Origin of the sequence: Pseudoalteromonas xiamenensis (genome assembly GCF_017638925.1) — a bacterium.
GTDB lineage: Bacteria > Pseudomonadota > Gammaproteobacteria > Enterobacterales > Alteromonadaceae > Pseudoalteromonas > Pseudoalteromonas xiamenensis.
Map to the genome: position 1 here is coordinate 1392469 of NZ_CP072133.1, position 16930 is coordinate 1409398.

The window sequence follows — 16930 nt, forward strand, 5'->3', positions numbered from 1 at the left end:
TTCGTATGACTTCTATTAGCTTAGCGAACTTACAACACGTTGCAAGTTTTCTTGGTCAGCACTATCTAACCATGTAACTTCCGGCCAGCTTCTTAACCAAGTCAGCTGTCGCTTAGCCAGCTGTCGAGTCGCGGCAATCCCTTTGAATACCATTTCGTCATAATCGCAACGACCCGCTAAGTAGTCCCACATTTGCCGATACCCAACACAACGGATGGAGGGCAAATCTGGATGTAAATCAGATCTCTGATATAGGGCCGAAACTTCATTTTCAAACCCCTCTGCAAGCATTTTTTTGAACCTAAGCTCAATACGTTCATGCAATACACTACGATCAGCTGGTGCAATTGCAAATTGATGAAACTCGTAAGGAAGCGGGGTTTCTTTTGTTTTTTGCAGTTCAGTCATCGATTTGCCCGTAATTCGATAAACTTCGAGTGCACGATTAATACGTTGCGAATCATTTTCACTGATTTTGCTTGCAGCAATTGGGTCCACTTCCACCAGCTTTTTATGCATTTCAGGCCAGCCTAATTCTGCAGCCTCCTGTTCAAGCACGGCTCGAATACTTGGGTCAGCCTCGGGCAACGGGGAAAGACCATCGATTAGCCCCTTGAAATACATCATGGTGCCACCGACCAAAATCGGCACTTTTCCTAAACTATGCAATCGTTCAATGTGCGAAATTGCATCTCGGCGAAAATCAGCCACAGAATAACTTTCTTTTGGGTCGAGTATATCAATCAGTTGATGTGGCGCTTGTGCCTGCTCTTCAAGCGTCGGTTTCGCTGTACCAATATCCATCCCTTTGTACACCAACGCTGAATCGACACTGATCACTTCTGTGTCTAAATGTTGACAAAGCGCGATTGCCAAATCGGTTTTCCCGGCAGCAGTTAGGTCCATTAAGGTGATTACTGGTAATTTTTTCAATCTACTTCGCATCCAATATCTGTGTCATTAAGACATTGGTATCTATTTTAACTGCTTTTTCGGCTAAACGGGCGATACAAATCGGATTTTTTTCAAGTTCTGTAACGTTAATTAAGAACGCTTGACTCTCAAAAAAGACATCCGGTACATTTTGTGCCATCCAGTCGAACCATTCGCTCAATTCAATGCTCGATTCCGAATGGTTTATTTTCGCAAGAAGCCGCTGAATCAATTCAGCCGCATCCAATTGATATAGACTTGGCGGCGTTTTTTTCACGATGACAAAACGTTCAGCCGTATGAATTTCAAAGCCAATTAACGCTAGTGTCGCTTCTTGTAACTTGACGCTCGCTGAATCACGCTCATCTATTGCAACTCTAACTGGCAATAGCAAAGCTTTCGAAGGCAATGCCCCATCACTTTCTATTACATTTTGCCACCATACAGGCAATGCTTCACGATAGTGCACGCCAAACAAAACGCCTGATTGAGTCCACAAGCGCAAGCCTCCTGCTACAGGAAGAACGTCTTGAAGCTTAGAACCCGTCGTTGGCTGCGCTTCGCTAATCCTGTCAACAGACTCATTCTCGCGAGGATGCAAAGGAACATCCAATTCTTGATAAAGCCGGTTAACGTTGTACTGATGTGTCGATTTATGGGAAGCCGTGTAGCCACCGCCACTTCGAGCGCCACTTGTCGAACCAAAAGAACGAGTAAGTGGTGCAACAAACTCTCTGTGCTCCTTCGCTTCCTGCGCATAGGCAAATTCAGGTGTGTGGAAATTCCTCGATTCTGATTGAATAAGCTCAAACGATGGTGTTTCAATTTCGTTCTCAGCGACTGCGTTTGTGGCAATCTCACCAAAAGCATGCTGCTCACTTGATACAACTTGTTTAACCGCTTGAACAATAAAGTCATGGATTAGCCGAGCTTGGTGAAAGCGCACCTCATGTTTTGCGGGGTGGACATTCACATCAACCTGCCTCGGGTCTAACACCAAGTAAAGGACAAAAGATGGAACTTCTTCACTACCCGCAATCTCTTCGTACGCTTGTCGGATAGCATGCTGAATGAGCTTATCGCGCATCATGCGACCATTAACGTACGTGTACTGCGTAGTCCCCGAGGTTCCTACTGGCATTAACCAACCAAACAGAGTTAAACCATCCGTGCCGGACTCTAGAAATGCCGCTTGTTCTAAGAAAGCCTTACCAGCAACCTGTGCAACACGTTGTATATTGGCTTCAACACTTCCATTGCTTCGATACTGACGTACTACTTTGCCATTGTGAGTTAGTGTGAAAGCAACATCAAAACGACTCAGGGCTATTCGCTTAACCAATTCATCAATATGTGCAAATTCGGTCTTTTCTGTTCTTAAAAACTTCCGCCGCGCAGGCGTATTAAAAAAGAGATCTTTGACTTCAACTGTCGTTCCGTTTGGGTGTGATGTCGGTTGCACTTGAACCGCCATGTCACGACCTTCGGCAAAAGCTTGCCATGCGGTTTCTTGCGCCTCTGGCTTCGAACTCAATGTTAAGCGTGAAACAGAACTAATCGATGCGAGAGCTTCTCCACGAAACCCTAGACTAATGATGTTTTCAAGGTCATCTAACGTCTTCAACTTGCTCGTCGCATGGCGAGAAAGCGCAAGGGTGAGTTCCTCTTTGATAATGCCGCTGCCATTGTCTCGGATCCGAATTAACTTGTGCCCACCTCGCTCAATGTCGATTTGAATTTTCGTCGCCCCGGAATCGAGGCTATTTTCGACTAATTCTTTAACCACTGACGCAGGGCGTTCGACAACTTCCCCTGCTGCAATTTGGTTCGCCAAACGTGCAGGTAAAATTTCAATTGCCATGTTTAAGCCTTTGGAATAGTGAGCACTTGCCCAACAAACAATGTGTTAGATTTTAAACTGTTAAAGCGCTTTAGCGACTCAACACTCACCTTATAGCGACTTGCCAAAACACTGAGCGATTCACCCGCCTTCACGGTGTGTTTAACCGGATTATCGTCTCTCATCGAGGCAAACAATGAGTCAGCTGGCGGATTTTGCCAATAATAGCCTTTGATTGCGTTAAACACAGCTCGAGCTAGTTTGTCTTGATGTGAGCTAGACAGTAACATTCGCTCTTCTGTCGGATTAGAGATGAACCCTGTTTCTACCAAAATTGAAGGTATATCTGGTGATTTCAGTACGCCTAAGTTTGCCGCTTGTGGTGTTCGTTTGTGAAGTTTGGTCACTTTGCGCAGTTCCCCAATAACTTCCTCCGCCACTTGGAATCCCGTTTTCATTGAATGATCCATCGACATATCGAGCAACGCTTTTGCTAGATATCGTTCATTCTCGGTGTCTTTGATAACGTCGGCTGCACCGCCCAATAGTTGAGAGTGTTTTTCCGTATTTTCTAGCCATTTACCTATTTCGGAATTGGCTCGATTTAAAGACAGTACCCATACAGAAGAACCGCTTGGTTCAGGTCGAGTAAACGCGTCCGCGTGGATAGACACAAAGAAATCCGCTTTGCGTTCCCGTGCCCGCACTGTTCGTGTGTTAAGTTTTAGAAAATAATCCCCCGTACGGATCAATTTAGCTTCCATACCGGGTTCATTATCAATTAACCGCACTAAACGTTTGGCAATTTGCAGCGTGATGTTTTTCTCATACGTACCAGAAGGGCCAATTGAACCTGGGTCTTCACCACCATGCCCCGCATCAATCGCAATAACGATGTTGCGATCTTTTTCCCGTGACTCTGACTTTTTATTTGTACTTTCATTGCTGTAGGCACTCATTTGAGTGCCGTATAAATCTACAACCAACCTGTCTTTATAAGGACCTGTCGGCGCAAGAGCAAACACCACCGGTTTTGCTGTACGCGATAAATCGAATACGACTCGGGAGCCACCTTTACTTTTCGGGGAACTATAACGCAATTTTTTAATTATGCGATGCTCGTCTGGCACCTCAGGCAAGGATGGCAATTTATCTGTATCCGAGAAATCCACCACTAATCGATAGGGATTTTTAAGCATAAAATAAGAGTAATCGGGCTTGCTCGATAGATCGAAAACAACCCGTGTGCTCTCAGGAGAAGGCCAAACCCGCACCCCTTCAATTTTGTTGCTGGCATGCGCCTGCGTAATGAACAACGCGCTCCACACTAAAAATATGATTATTATTTTATTTATTTTCATCACTTTGTAGTTTTTCGATCAATTCCTGACCACGAGATGAACAAGCAGAAATGGCGATTTCTCGTGCATCTCCCACGTAGCGCATCTCAATCGCTAAATCAGGTTTTGGAATAAATCCCGTTCCTTTATCAGGCCATTCAACAATACATACCGTTTCGGGACTGAAATAATCTCGGATCCCCATGTATTCAAGCTCTTCTGGGTCACCTAGTCGATATAGATCAAAGTGGTAAATATTGACGCGTTCCAATTCATACGGCTCTACTAAGGTATACGTTGGACTTTTTACTTTACCAGTATGGCCAAGCCCTTGCACAATTCCGCGACTCAATGTGGTTTTACCCGCGCCCAAATCCCCTTTAAGGTAAATCACCCCACCTAGGTGTAATACATCAGCAAGTTGACGTCCCATGGCAACGGTTGCATCTTCATTCTCTAAAGCTCTGGAAAAAAGCAAGTTCATGACTACCCCAATATACGTCTGATATGGCTAAACAAATCGCTAGCAACTAATCCTAATGCACCGTCTTTTGCTGCCTCTTCAGCTGCTAATCCATGAATATACACAGCTAAACAAACCGCTGCAAATGTCGGAACTTGCTGCGCTAACAAAGCCGCAATGATACCAGACAATACATCCCCCATCCCAGCACTCGCCATCGCAGGCGTTCCTGATCGGTTAATATTTCTCCGCTCGTAGCCTTGTATGATGGTTCCTGGTCCCTTTAGGACCGTAATGGCTTTAGTCGTCTGATATACCTTTTCCGCAAGTTCAAACCGATGATGAACGTACTCTACGTCATTTTTATCAAGCAATCGTTTTGCTTCGCCCAAATGAGGTGTAACGACTGTCGCCTTCAGCGCCTGCGGATTTTGCGCCAATAAGGTCAACCCATCCGCATCGATGACGAGTGGACACGTTACCTCACTGCAGGCAAAAAATAACTCCTTGGCCCAGGCATCTAATCCAAGACCTGGCCCCAACACCACGATTGTCGCTTTTTCCAATAACGCATGTAAATGTGGCGCTGTTTCAACACCATGTACCATCAATTCGTACCGTCCTTGCAGCACCGCACCAACGTTGTCTGGGTGAGTCGCTACACTAACTAAACCGGCACCAGAGCGTAAACACGCCTCGGCGGCTAAGCGGATTGCACCTGCCATCCCTTTGCCGCCGCCAATCAATAAAACGTGCCCTAATTGATGTTTATAGCTGTCGTATGCGCGTACAGGAATAGAACGAAAATGTTGCACCTCAGATGAAAAAGACGATGTACCTGCAACAAGTTTAGAAAATGCTTTTGCAACGCCAAGTCCGGCAAACAGGATCTGCCCACAACAGCCTCTTGCCTGTCCGGTTAACATACCCTGTTTTAGCGCAATAAAAGTAACGGTGACATCCGCTTGAAACGCATTATCACTCACTTCTGAGGTCGTGCCGTTAACGCCACTGGGAATATCAACGCTTACCTTGTAGGTACTTGCATTTTCGATGCTATCAAATGCTGATTGAACCGCCTCAGGCAGTTGTCCATGGAATCCCCCACCAAATACCGCATCAATTGTGATAGCTGCTTCATCTAAATCAAGCGGGCATTTACGCGTTACGTCACCACCGAAGTCGACAAAAGCTTTGAATGCGTCTTGTGCATCACCTTTTAACAACGAGGGATCAAACAACGACCAAACAACGACCCGTAAACCTACCTCTTTAAGGAGCTTCGCCGCAATGTAGCCGTCTCCCGCATTATTGCCTTTACCACATAATACGACCGTATAAGCACCATCTAACTCCTGACTCTGACAGTAAGATTGCACGTACGCTGCAACTGCACTTCCTGCACGTTGCATTAACTGAGACAAAGTTGTACCACTTTGTTCTGCTGCCAATGCTTCATTGTCTCTTACTTGCTGCGCGGTATAGGCTTTTTGTGGTAAATTAGCGCTGAATTGTTTCATTTATTTAAGTATTCTCGTGAGCACTCCGACTATTGATTATCGTGACCTAGCTAACCAAATTAAGCAATGGGCAAAAACGCTTGGATTTGATGATGTTGGCATAACGGGCATTGATTTAAGTGAACATGAACAGCCTTTTCTTGAGTGGCTTGAAAAAGGGTATCATGGCACGATGAATTATATGGAGGCGCACGGCCTAAAACGCGCACGCCCAGCAGAACTTGTTCCAGGCACACTTCGCGTGATAAGTGTACGAATGAACTACCTACCACCTGATGCTCACTTTGCAAAAGCGTTGTCATCACCATCAACGGCCTATATTAGCCGCTATGCTTTAGGCCGCGATTACCACAAAGTAATGCGAAACAAACTTAAGCAACTTGGCGAACAGATAAAACAACATGTCGCTGAATTAGGTTATCGCCCGTTTGTCGATTCAGCCCCAGTGATGGAACGTCAACTTGCTGAAAATGCAGGACTCGGTTGGCGGGGGAAAAATAGCTTGTTGCTCAACCGACAAGCCGGCTCATGGTTTTTCTTAGGTGAACTGTTTGTTGATCTTCCGCTGCCCGTAGAGGAAGTTCAAAAGACTGAACATTGCGGTAAATGCACTGCGTGCTTAACACTATGTCCAACAGGGGCGATTGTCGAACCTTACGTTGTTGACGCTAGACGCTGTATTTCATACCTCACCATCGAACATGATGGACCCATTCCTGTCGAATTTAGGGAAAAAATGGGCAATCGGATCTACGGTTGTGATGATTGCCAGCTTGTTTGCCCTTGGAATCGTTACGGCCAACTTACTCAAGAAACCGATTTTTTACCGCGGGCTAAGCTCAAAGACAGACCGCTTGCAGAACTGTTTTTATGGGACGAAGTAACCTTTCTGAAACACACGGAAGGCAGTGCTATACGTCGAATCGGTCATGAAAAATGGCTTCGCAATTTATCGGTAGGTATGGGAAACGCAGACTATGACGAAACCATCGTGTCAGCCTTAGAGTCACGTCGAGAAAATGCCACACCTGTGCTTCTGGAGCACATTGATTGGGCACTAAAACAACAAGCGACTAAATACACTGAAAAAAATAGAAAAATGGCGCGCTTAATTCGTATTGTCGAAAAAGGACTTCCGCGAGATTCGTAGTTTTATAAGGAAACTCCGCTTACTTAAAATCAATAAAGAAAAAGGGCTGATTTCTCACCAGCCCAACGTTAGACTCAAAACCGTAAAATATATCGTTCCAGACTAATTATTCACGTGTTGCGCGAGTAAAGCTAAGTCACTTTCTATTTCTTTAAATGCACCTTTTACGTCCTGTATCGCACCTTCTCTAGCAATTGAACGTTGGATAGATGTATCCAACTTCGAAAAAATAAACACTTCTTGGTCTTCATCCAATCCCATCGTTGGGATCCTGTTTTCAAACTCTTCCTGCAGCTCTTTGAACACCGATTCGTTTTCTTTGCGATTTTTATCGAGCAACGTGACCATGCCATGAAATTTCGTGTGGATCATGGCGATTGCATCATTCAAGTTTCGTTGTTGATCGAGTAATCGACAACGTGTCAGGATCGCTCTTAATTGCTGCTCCGTCACGGAAACAATAAAACAGATGTGGTCACGGATCCGGCCACGCTTGTCAGGGTCATCCGTTGGCATGTTTAAAATTAACAGGCTAATTACTGGGTAATTGACCAAAATTCGATTTGTGAATTCGTGCAGTCGACCTTTCCCTTTTAAGATATCGAACAGCTCGATGACGATGGGGGAACACACACCTGACGAGGCGTAATGTCGGCGTTCATCATCAATGCGAAACTCAAGGTTACTCGACAAACCAAAGTTTTCTAAACAGCGCAAGAGAGCATGAGCAAGCTCATTGACGTCTTCAATTTCACCGATTTGCTCAATAAAGTTGACGATTTGCCCCATTTCACTGCTGGTCGCCATAGCACTGAATGCTGTATTCGTCGCATCTTCAATTTGCTGGGTAAGTGATGCTTTTTCTTCAAGCAGCTTATTCAAATTCATAAGCTTTGATTTTAATTCAGTATGCCCAAATGGTTTCACGATGTAGTCTTCGGCACCAACCGAATAGCCCTCCATTCTCTCTTCAACGGAGCCTCGGGCCGATACAAACATGACAACGATGTGACTGGTATTAGGGTTCGCCTTGAGCGCTTTACAAACTTCATAGCCATTCATTTGTGGCATACTGACGTCCAGCAAAATAACTTGCGGATTATACGCTTCAACCATTTCTAAACATTCGGGACCACTGGCTGCCGTCGCCAATTCAAAGTCCAAATCTTCTAATATTTCTTCGATAATTTCGAGGTTAAACGGTTCGTCATCCACCGCCAAGATACGTCTTAATTCCATCTAATCTTCCTTTTCACGCAAACCCAAGTGAGTAAAATCAAAGTACTAAAAAATTCTTTTTAAAAACAAAGCTGAGCACTTTTGATTTAACGAGGGCAACGTTTATCCCAAATTTGAAATCAATTAAGGCTCTCATATTAAGTTATAGCGACAAACTCGAAGCTTGCCAGTAGCATCATGAATTAATTCAAATTGTCGCTTCGCTTTGCAGTGGGATCTCGACGTGGATAGTGGCCCCGCCTTGAGGGTTATTCGCTGCAAAAATTTGCCCACCATGAAGCGTCACAAACTCACGACAAATTGCTAATCCAAGCCCTGTACCACCTGCACCACTGTTCGTTTTACTACTCTGTGCAAACTTCGAGAAGATATGCTCTAACTCGTCTTCAGGGATCCCAACACCGCTATCGATAACTTTGACGCGAGCCAACGTATCGTCATGGGTTATCGAAACCATTACTTGTGACTCTGGACCACTAAATTTCAGCGCATTTCCTAAAAGGTTACGGAATACCTGATTAAGCTGCTCTCGGTCACATAAGCAACGGACAGGTTCTTTAGGCGGGTGAAATATAAGTTCGATGTGCTTTTCAAGTGCGCTACCAGAAACATCATCAATGGCGGTCTTAATGATAGACGCAATGTCATGCATTTCTGGTCTAAATGGAAACTTACCCGCTTCAAGTTTAGATAAATCCAGCAAATTATTGAGTAAGGACAACAACCGCTCTCCACTTGTTTCAATGCGGGACAAATACTTATTTAATTTGTCGACAGGTACACTATGCGACTCAAGTTTTTCAAGACCAAAACGAGCAAAACTAAGTATTGAATGCATCGGAGTGCGCAGTTCATGGGACATGTTGGCTAGAAATTCAGATTTACTTAAATTAGCCGCTTCCGCCTGTTCTTTCGCTAATTGCAGCTGAGCAGTTCGAGCTAATACCTGCTCTTCCAACATTTCCTTTGCTTCCGTAAGCAGTTCTTCTTTTTCCTTTAAGTGCGCAATGTTTTTGAAGATAACAGCAAATGCCATTTCACCATGATGGTCGATTTCGTTGAACGACCCCATCATCGGAATTTCCCCCTCACTGGTTGGAAAATTCACGTCTGAGCTAAATTGACGTTTGTGCGCATCAGATTGAATAGTCTGCTTTAGTTTGTCGACACACCCATTTTGTAACAAATCAAAAAACGAAAACCCGGCCAATTCTTCGGAGGTTTTATCGACAAGTTGAGTGAACGCATCATTCGCTTCAATAATAAGACCATTTCGATTAAACAACATGATTGGGTCTGGCGTGTGTTTGTAGATAACACGCAATAGGCTGTCACGTTCAATTAAGGCATCAACTGTAGCTTGCATACGCTCAACCAATTCTTGGTTATGACGTCGTAATAACTCAATTTGCCAAACTCGATGTAATGCCTGCAGCAACATGTTTTCGTTTATAGGCTTCACCAAAACATCGTCGACACCTTGGCGAATTGCCACCAACATATCAACTTGCGAAGCACGCGATGTCATCAACAAACAACGACAATTAGGTTGCCTAGATTTAACCAACGTAAAAAGGTCGAGTCCTGATACGTCAGCAAAATTGAAGTCACTAATTAACAAGTCGATGCCATTTTCAGCAATAATATCTAAAACGTTTTCTTTCCCTGTCGCACAGAACACCTTAATCTGCGCACTACGCAAATTAGTACAAATTTGGTTTAACCGATTTTCATCATGGTCAACAACCAATACCGTTGGCAGAACTAAGCGGCTGTTCCCACCGACTTCCAGCACACGTTCAAGTAAGTTAGAAATATCTTTGTTTGCAAAAAATGGGTAGATCACAATGGCGTTCGGCAAAACTTTGTTTAGTTCGCTGAATGCTTTGAGATGTTCCGCATTATCCGGTTTTGGCGCTAATAAGATGATCTTCTGATGTCGATTCAGTGGTTGAAGAATGGGGATATAGTCACGAGGTAATCCGTGCGCAATGACGATGACATTGTAGAGCGAAAAATCGACATTTTCGGACAACATTAAAAAATGGTTATGTTCAACCTCACACCCCAAGAGCCTCACAAAGCACTTTTATGCGCATGGCTAGAACACTGTTGTTATCTATGATGAGAACTTGATCTGACATATCGCCACCGAAACTAATCCTTCAGTAATCAGTGTAGACGAATTTATTTGGACGTATTGAAAAATAGAGAGTAAATCATCGTGGTTCACTAATCAGTGACATATAACGTAAACTCTAAAGCCTTGCTTGATAGTTACGCCAGAGTCTACAACGCTGACCCAAGCAGATTTCCCAGTTCTTTTTCATCAAATGCAATATGAGCAGCTATTGAAACAAAGCTGCAGGCAACGATCCTATACTTAAACGGACTCGACAAGGCGTTTACCTAAAATACTCAAGCTGAATTCTTTACCATCCATCATAGCGACATTTGGCAACTGTCCCCAGAGGGCATAACCTAAGCGTTCAAATAACTTCATACTCGGTAAATTATGACTGAATATAAAGCCAAGCAAGGTGTGTATGCCAATAGTCGGAGCATGTTGCTCCGCAAACAACAATAATGCTTTACCTAATCCCTGACCGTGAGCGGCTTTAGTGATGTAAATACTGACTTCAACAGTGCCATCGTAGGCTGGGCGACCATAAAATGACTTAAAACTCAGCCACGCAACAGTGTGTTCGCCTTTTTGGACAGTGAAAATAGGTCTTTTTTCATTGTGGCTTGCAAACCACGTTTCACGTTCCTCTACCGTCACAGGCGAGGTATCCGCTGTAACCATTCGTCCTTCTATAGTTTCGTTGTAGATTGCAACAATAGCAGGGAGATCATCGCGTTGAGCCAAACGTATTGTATAGTCACCAGTGAAAAGCAAATTTTGCGTCATTATTCGGGTTCTTGATCAAAAAGTGGTATCGTTTCGTATAGTAGAGCAGCTCTATTAGGAAGGAAATAAGAATGCTACGAATTGCATCATTGTGTATTGGTTTGTGTATAAGCAGTTTATCGTTTGCTACGTCAGCGTCTGAAACCTGCGACGATTTTACGAATACGACCTTTAGGAAACTCCATTCCAAAGAATCCATAAACCTGTGTGAGTTCAAAGACAAACCGCTTCTCATTGTAAACACGGCAAGTAACTGTGGGTTTACCAGCCAATTCAAAGGGCTTGAAGCCTTATATAAGGAATATAAAGATCAAGGTCTGGTCGTGATAGGCTTTCCATCCGATGACTTTTTACAAGAAGAAAACGACGAGGCAGATACCGCTAAAGTGTGCTTTATGAATTATGGCGTTACCTTTCCAATGATGGCCACATCTGAAGTCAGAGGAAGTAATGCTAATGCGGTGTTTAAATATCTAAATGAACAGACAAGCTCACCAAATTGGAATTTCTACAAATATCTTGTTTCAAAAGATCGCAAAGAAATTCAGCGCTTCAATAGCCGCACGAAGCCCGATTCAGAGGAACTTCGCAGCGCCATCGAAAAGCTTTTGAAATAACGGTGCAAATTTAAAAATATCTCCTAGACTAAAGTATGATTTCTAGAATAATAAGGATAAGCCTATGAAACTTGCGAATGCCCGCCATATTTTGGTGGACAGTGAAGCACAGTGCCAAGACCTCAAAGAAAGGATAATAGCCGGAGAAGATTTCGCCGAATTAGCTAAAACCTATTCAAATTGCCCATCTGGCCAAGATGGCGGAGCGCTTGGTGAATTTGGACCGGGTATGATGGTGCCTGAGTTTGACCGAGTGGTTTTTTCCGCACCGATTAATGAAGTGCAAGGCCCTGTTCAAACACAATTTGGTTATCATCTGTTAGAGGTGACCAATCGCACAGAGTAATGTGTACAAGCAGTAAAACATAACGCGGCGATGGCTGCGTTTTTTGTTTAACTATCTTAAGCAGATAATTGCATGGCTCTTATACCTGCACGCTCATTGCAGACCTTTTAAATTGCTATCATTGGAGCATTGGCAAGCGGTTCTAATCACGGTATAAAAGTGCTTAAGATTAGATATTGTCTATTCACTCATCAAACACCAGCGACAACTATACAAGGACTGCATCATGATACTTTACGGCTCAAACACGTCACCGTTCGCCCGCAGATTGAGACTTTGGTTAGCGCGAGAACATTTGCCTTTTACTTATCAACACATTGATATTTTCTCTACTGAAGGCCGTGCAATTTTAAATGAACATAACCCGGCGAAAAAAATTCCATTTCTCGTCGACGGCGCGACGGTAATCTGTGATTCCAATGTCATTTTTCGCTACGTGTCACAAAAGTTTCAACTCTCCGCGTTAACGTGGCAACAAGAGAATGTGTTGACCTACATTAATGCATGTAACGATTCCTGTGTTGAATTGCTGCTCTGTGACCGCTCAGGTTTTGATACGAAAGACGACAAACTGTTTTTTAATTTGCAGCGTGAACGAGTGTCATCACTATTAACTTTACTGGATGAGGAGTGTGAGAAATCCTCATTTATTAACTGCAGTTATTTGGCAATCAGTTTATACTGCTTGTTGGATTGGATTGCATTTCGCGCATTGTGGACACTTGATGAACACCCGAATTTGCAACATTTTTATTCGGTGTTTTCAACGCAAGATGATGTAGCACAAAGCGATCCACGTAACCATTAAAGAGAAACAAAATGAATGAATTAGAACTCGATTCAGAACTCGTAAACTTCGTAACTGCAGTTCGCCAACAAAGTCAAGTATGGGCTTTAGGTGCGGACGATGAAGGACTTGTCGTGTGTGACTCAAACCAATTTGATGACACAGATGTGTTGTTACTTTGGGATAGTGAAGAAAAAGCAAAAGCACAGTGCAATGAAGAGTGGGCAGAATTCGAACCTGTGGCTATTCCATTGGACGAACTGCTTGACGAGTGGATTGAAGAGTTGAATGCAGACAGTGCATTACTTGGCTTGAACTGGAACGATGATAACGTGTGTGTTGAAATCGAACCTACTGGCCTTGCACGCGCGCTAGAAGACTAAGTCTCTATGTCATAGTAAGGCGAAGCGTTGCTTTGCCTTACTACTGCTCGGTTATACTCACCAGCGCGATAAGCGTCCCTTCGATTGCGCGCACGTATCCCTTACAATCACTTCCTCGAATACTCGGGGGACAATAAGGCTCAGCTCCCGCTTCCACTGCTTTATCATACGCTTCAAACACATTCGTACAGGAAATGACTAATTCATACCCTAATGCTGGTTGTTTTGGGTGGCTCCGAATGTAATTCTGCTTAAATTGCGATTGAGCCAATGGATGCGTCGCAAAGCCGACGACAATCTCACCGGTATCTAATTCGCCATAATCGCCCATTTCACTTAAATGCGCTGTAGTCAGTCCAAACGCCTGATAATAAAAATCTAAGACCTCAGGGACATCCTCCACATAAATCACCATTTTGATGACTTGCGACATAGACTCTCTCTTTTTCATATATATTCTTTTTATATTGAAGTATGGAATAGAAGTAAGTCAAATTGTGCGCTACTCGGTGTGTCCAATCGCGGCCATTTCAAATCAAAAAAGTATGCTTGAGCGGTCCCAAAATAAAGGATGGCTTTCATTATCACTAAAATATGCCAAATAAAAATTCCGCTCTAAAAGCAAAAACCCCTCGAAGCTTGTGCTTCGAGGGGTTTTAAGTTTGCGTGCGCAACTAACTACTTGTTACGATTTTCCGACATAAAGCGGCGCAACTTACGCTTTTGTGAAAGCGTCATTTTGTTGCTGCGATTTGCGTACGGGTTATCCCCTTCACGGAATTCGATTTTAATTGGCGTCCCCATGATATTAAGCGCTTTACGATAGTAGTTCATCAAGTAACGCTTATAGCTATCAGGTAAGTCATCCACTTGGTTACCGTGGATAACAATCCGAGGTGGGTTATATCCACCCGCATGCGCGTATTTTAATTTAACACGACGGCCGCGGATCATTGGCGGCTGATGGTCCGCCTGAGCCATATCCATAATACGACGTAACATTGCAGTCGACACACGACGCGTTGCAGAATCGTAAGCCTCTTCTACCGACTCAAATAAATGGCCGACACCCGTACCATGTAACGCTGAAATAAAGTGAATACGTGCAAAGTCAATAAAGCCTAAACGACGGTCAAGCTCAGATTTAATACGCTCTTTAACGTATTCATCAAGCCCGTCCCACTTATTAACGGCAATAACCAATGAACGACCTGAATTCAGAGCAAAACCAAGTAAACTTAAGTCTTGATCTGAGATCCCTTCACGTGCATCAATAACCAACAAAATAACGTTTGCGTCTTCAATCGCTTGCAACGTTTTGATTACCGAGAACTTCTCAACTACGTCTGAGACTTTCTTACGTTTACGAACACCTGCCGTATCAATCAAAATGTACTCACGATCGTTACGTGTCATTGGAATGTAAATAGAGTCACGCGTGGTGCCCGGCATATCGTAAACAATAACACGCTCTTCGCCAAGAATACGGTTTGTAAGCGTAGACTTACCTACGTTAGGGCGACCGATAATGGCCAGTTTAATTGGCTTATCTTCCGCTTCCTCTTCTTCTTCGCCTTCAACGTGTTCTTCGTCGTACGCTTCAAATTCGTTGTCGTGCTCGGCTTCTTCTTCCGCAATTTCTTCGTTCAAATCACCAAGCACAGGGCGCAGTGTATGCTCAAGTAGCTGAGTCACACCTCGGCCATGTGCAGCAGCAATGTGATGCACATCGCCTAAAGCCAGTTGGTAGAACTCAGCCGCAGCAGAATCAGCATCGATTCCGTCCGTCTTGTTAGCGACAACAAAGCTTTTCTTTTGCTGTTTACGAAGGTGCTGGGCAATACCAATATCCGCGCTCGTAAGACCCGCTCTCGCGTCGACCAAGAACAAAACGATATCAGCCTCTTCAATCGCTAACAGCGATTGTTGAGCCATTTCCGTCTCGATGCCTTCTTCAGAACCATCGATACCGCCAGTATCAACAACGATAAACTCATATCCTTCGTAACTCGCATGACCATATTTACGGTCACGAGTTAAACCAGGAAAATCGGCAACTAACGCGTCGCGAGTACGAGTTAATCGGTTAAACAGTGTAGACTTACCAACATTAGGTCGCCCTACCAGAGCGATCACAGGAAGCATATACAACCCCTTCAATAAACAACAAAAGGCTTCGCAATGCGAAGCCTCAAAAAACCATTCGGATTATTCCGGATTAAGGCTTGGCGATTGCGCTAATCTCGCCATCGCGGGTGATAACGATTAATTTATCGTCCGCTTGAATCGGTTCAACATAGAAGCCTGAACCATCAAATTCTGCTCGAGCAACGAGTTCACCCGTTGTTCGATTCAACCAATGTAGATTACCTTCTTGGTCACCCAATGCTAAATAGTCACCCAAAACACCTGGTCCAGTTAAATACCAACCGCGCAGCGCTGATTGACTCCAACGTTCAATACCAGAATCTTTGTCGAGTGCATAAACCACACCGTCACTATCAACAAGGTAAATCGTTTGACCTTCGATGGTCATTTCACGGTAGCTGCTGTACTCACGTTTCCAAACCACGTTGCCGGTACGTAAGTCCAGTGCCGCTAAGTTGCCATTATAGGCTATTGAGTAAACATATGCGCCACTAACCAGTGGTTTTGTGTCAACATCAACAAGACGTTCAAATTCTGAAGCGCCTTTTGCCACTGCAACATCCGCGCTCCATGCTGCGAAACCTGAATTTGCAATCAATACAGATAGACGTCCCGTTTCCTCACCAACCAACACACCGCCCGCCGCAACGTTTGGTGAGCTGAGGCCGCGCAAGGTTAATGCTGGCATCTCTTGTTCATACGTCCAACGTTCTTCACCCGTATCTGGGTGTAAAGCAAGTAACTTACCTGAACCTAGATTGACATAGATAAGACCTTCGCCTGCGGCTGGTGTAGACAGCGCTTCGCCCGGCACCGATTTACGCCATAACACTTCACCCGTTTCTCTATCAAGCGCGATAACCGAACCGTGTTCAGAGCCGATGTAAAGCTTTCCAAACGCCTGCAAAATGCCACCTGACAATTTTGCACCTTCACCGCCTTGCCATGGCCAAATTGAACTGTTTTCACGCACATCAGTGCGCCATAAACGCTTACCATCCGCTAATGCGAATGCGGAAACAATACCATCGCGAGAGGCAGCATAAACGGTGTCTTTATAAACGGCAGGCGTTAAACGCGAGAAATAATGCTCTACGCCATTGCCGACACTTTCTTGCCAAACGACTTGCGTTTTAAACTGGTTATTAATTTCAGGTAACACCAATTCTTCTTCATCTTTCGATGTACAACCCGCCAATAAAGCAGAGCCACAGAGCGCAAGTACAGCTAGACTGAACTTCTTCATTCTCACT

The 16930-nt window shown here is 44.2% G+C and carries 15 protein-coding genes and 1 pseudogene; 5 read left to right on the forward strand and 11 right to left on the reverse strand.

Annotated elements, in window-relative coordinates; translation table 11 throughout:
- Nucleotides 1-15: 15 nt before the first annotated feature.
- From miaA to J5O05_RS06810, 5 genes are read right to left on the reverse strand one after another with little or no spacing between them, the layout of a single operon-like run.
- Entirely contained in the window at nt 16-933 is a 918-nt protein-coding gene (gene miaA / locus J5O05_RS06790; protein ID WP_208844138.1) for a tRNA (adenosine(37)-N6)-dimethylallyltransferase MiaA, read from the reverse strand.
- A 1-nt stretch (nt 934) separates the two neighbouring features.
- Nucleotides 935-2794 (reverse strand): DNA mismatch repair endonuclease MutL, encoded by a 1860-nt coding sequence (gene mutL, locus J5O05_RS06795; protein WP_208844139.1) that lies wholly within the window; start codon nt 2792-2794, stop codon nt 935-937.
- Nucleotides 2795-2796: 2 nt separating this feature from the next.
- A complete protein-coding gene (locus J5O05_RS06800; RefSeq protein ID WP_208844140.1) occupies nt 2797-4134 on the reverse strand; it encodes an N-acetylmuramoyl-L-alanine amidase in 1338 nt (445 codons plus the stop codon).
- A complete protein-coding gene (tsaE, locus tag J5O05_RS06805; protein ID WP_208844141.1) occupies nt 4121-4597 on the reverse strand; it encodes a tRNA (adenosine(37)-N6)-threonylcarbamoyltransferase complex ATPase subunit type 1 TsaE in 477 nt (158 codons plus the stop codon). Before tsaE ends, J5O05_RS06800 begins: the two co-directional genes overlap by 14 nt.
- 2 nt (nt 4598-4599) lie before the next feature.
- On the reverse strand, nt 4600-6096 hold the full coding sequence (locus tag J5O05_RS06810; protein ID WP_208844142.1) for an NAD(P)H-hydrate dehydratase: 1497 nt from the start codon (nt 6094-6096) through the stop codon (nt 4600-4602).
- A 16-nt stretch (nt 6097-6112) separates the two neighbouring features.
- Here J5O05_RS06810 and queG point away from each other — a divergent pair, with 16 nt between their 5' ends.
- Nucleotides 6113-7246 (forward strand): tRNA epoxyqueuosine(34) reductase QueG, encoded by a 1134-nt coding sequence (queG, locus tag J5O05_RS06815; protein ID WP_208844143.1) that lies wholly within the window; start codon nt 6113-6115, stop codon nt 7244-7246.
- Nucleotides 7247-7348: 102 nt separating this feature from the next.
- On the opposite strand, the gene J5O05_RS06820 is transcribed toward queG, so the two are convergent.
- The 3 genes and pseudogenes from J5O05_RS06820 to J5O05_RS06830 form a co-directional block, all read right to left on the reverse strand.
- Nucleotides 7349-8485, reverse strand: a complete 1137-nt coding sequence (locus tag J5O05_RS06820) for a response regulator (RefSeq protein ID WP_208844144.1) — start codon at nt 8483-8485, stop codon at nt 7349-7351.
- A gap of 187 nt (nt 8486-8672) precedes the next feature.
- A pseudogene (locus J5O05_RS06825) lies at nt 8673-10629 on the reverse strand (sensor histidine kinase).
- A 239-nt stretch (nt 10630-10868) separates the two neighbouring features.
- Nucleotides 10869-11396, reverse strand: a complete 528-nt coding sequence (locus J5O05_RS06830) for a GNAT family N-acetyltransferase (RefSeq protein ID WP_208844145.1) — start codon at nt 11394-11396, stop codon at nt 10869-10871.
- 71 nt (nt 11397-11467) lie between these two features.
- Here J5O05_RS06830 and J5O05_RS06835 point away from each other — a divergent pair, with 71 nt between their 5' ends.
- From J5O05_RS06835 to J5O05_RS06850, 4 genes are all read left to right on the forward strand, one after another.
- Nucleotides 11468-12013, forward strand: coding sequence for a glutathione peroxidase (locus tag J5O05_RS06835; RefSeq protein WP_208844146.1), 546 nt, complete (start codon nt 11468-11470; stop codon nt 12011-12013).
- 64 nt (nt 12014-12077) lie between these two features.
- Complete coding sequence (locus J5O05_RS06840) at nt 12078-12359, forward strand: peptidylprolyl isomerase (protein WP_208844147.1); 282 nt, start codon at nt 12078-12080, stop codon at nt 12357-12359.
- A gap of 226 nt (nt 12360-12585) precedes the next feature.
- The gene (locus tag J5O05_RS06845; RefSeq protein WP_208844148.1) at nt 12586-13167 is read left to right on the forward strand and encodes a glutathione S-transferase family protein; all 582 of its coding nucleotides are present in this window, start codon (nt 12586-12588) and stop codon (nt 13165-13167) included.
- 11 nt (nt 13168-13178) lie between these two features.
- The gene (locus tag J5O05_RS06850; protein ID WP_208844149.1) at nt 13179-13529 is read left to right on the forward strand and encodes a DUF2750 domain-containing protein; all 351 of its coding nucleotides are present in this window, start codon (nt 13179-13181) and stop codon (nt 13527-13529) included.
- 40 nt (nt 13530-13569) lie between these two features.
- Here J5O05_RS06850 and J5O05_RS06855 read toward each other — a convergent pair whose 3' ends face one another.
- From J5O05_RS06855 to bamB, 3 genes are all read right to left on the reverse strand, one after another.
- Nucleotides 13570-13962 carry a VOC family protein gene (locus J5O05_RS06855; protein ID WP_208844150.1) on the reverse strand — a complete coding sequence of 131 codons (393 nt, stop codon included), beginning with the start codon at nt 13960-13962 and terminating at the stop codon, nt 13570-13572.
- Nucleotides 13963-14207: 245 nt separating this feature from the next.
- The gene (gene der, locus J5O05_RS06860; protein ID WP_208844151.1) at nt 14208-15674 is read right to left on the reverse strand and encodes a ribosome biogenesis GTPase Der; all 1467 of its coding nucleotides are present in this window, start codon (nt 15672-15674) and stop codon (nt 14208-14210) included.
- Between the two features lie 73 nt (nt 15675-15747).
- Nucleotides 15748-16923, reverse strand: coding sequence for an outer membrane protein assembly factor BamB (bamB, locus tag J5O05_RS06865; RefSeq protein WP_208844152.1), 1176 nt, complete (start codon nt 16921-16923; stop codon nt 15748-15750).
- Between the last annotated feature and the right edge of the window lie 7 nt (nt 16924-16930).

Excerpts from the sequence above, each read along its gene's own strand:
- mutL (WP_208844139.1), bottom strand. The coding sequence starts at position 2,794 with ATGGCAATTGAAATTTTACCTGCACGTTTGGCGAACCAAATTGCAGCA.
- J5O05_RS06800 (WP_208844140.1), bottom strand. The coding sequence starts at position 4,134 with ATGAAAATAAATAAAATAATAATCATATTTTTAGTGTGGAGCGCGTTG.
- tsaE (WP_208844141.1), bottom strand. The coding sequence starts at position 4,597 with ATGAACTTGCTTTTTTCCAGAGCTTTAGAGAATGAAGATGCAACCGTT.
- J5O05_RS06810 (WP_208844142.1), bottom strand. The coding sequence starts at position 6,096 with ATGAAACAATTCAGCGCTAATTTACCACAAAAAGCCTATACCGCGCAG.
- J5O05_RS06820 (WP_208844144.1), bottom strand. The coding sequence starts at position 8,485 with ATGGAATTAAGACGTATCTTGGCGGTGGATGACGAACCGTTTAACCTC.
- J5O05_RS06830 (WP_208844145.1), bottom strand. The coding sequence starts at position 11,396 with ATGACGCAAAATTTGCTTTTCACTGGTGACTATACAATACGTTTGGCT.
- J5O05_RS06835 (WP_208844146.1), top strand. The coding sequence starts at position 11,468 with ATGCTACGAATTGCATCATTGTGTATTGGTTTGTGTATAAGCAGTTTA.
- J5O05_RS06840 (WP_208844147.1), top strand. The coding sequence starts at position 12,078 with ATGAAACTTGCGAATGCCCGCCATATTTTGGTGGACAGTGAAGCACAG.
- J5O05_RS06845 (WP_208844148.1), top strand. The coding sequence starts at position 12,586 with ATGATACTTTACGGCTCAAACACGTCACCGTTCGCCCGCAGATTGAGA.
- J5O05_RS06850 (WP_208844149.1), top strand. The coding sequence starts at position 13,179 with ATGAATGAATTAGAACTCGATTCAGAACTCGTAAACTTCGTAACTGCA.
- J5O05_RS06855 (WP_208844150.1), bottom strand. The coding sequence starts at position 13,962 with ATGTCGCAAGTCATCAAAATGGTGATTTATGTGGAGGATGTCCCTGAG.
- der (WP_208844151.1), bottom strand. The coding sequence starts at position 15,674 with ATGCTTCCTGTGATCGCTCTGGTAGGGCGACCTAATGTTGGTAAGTCT.
- bamB (WP_208844152.1), bottom strand. The coding sequence starts at position 16,923 with ATGAAGAAGTTCAGTCTAGCTGTACTTGCGCTCTGTGGCTCTGCTTTA.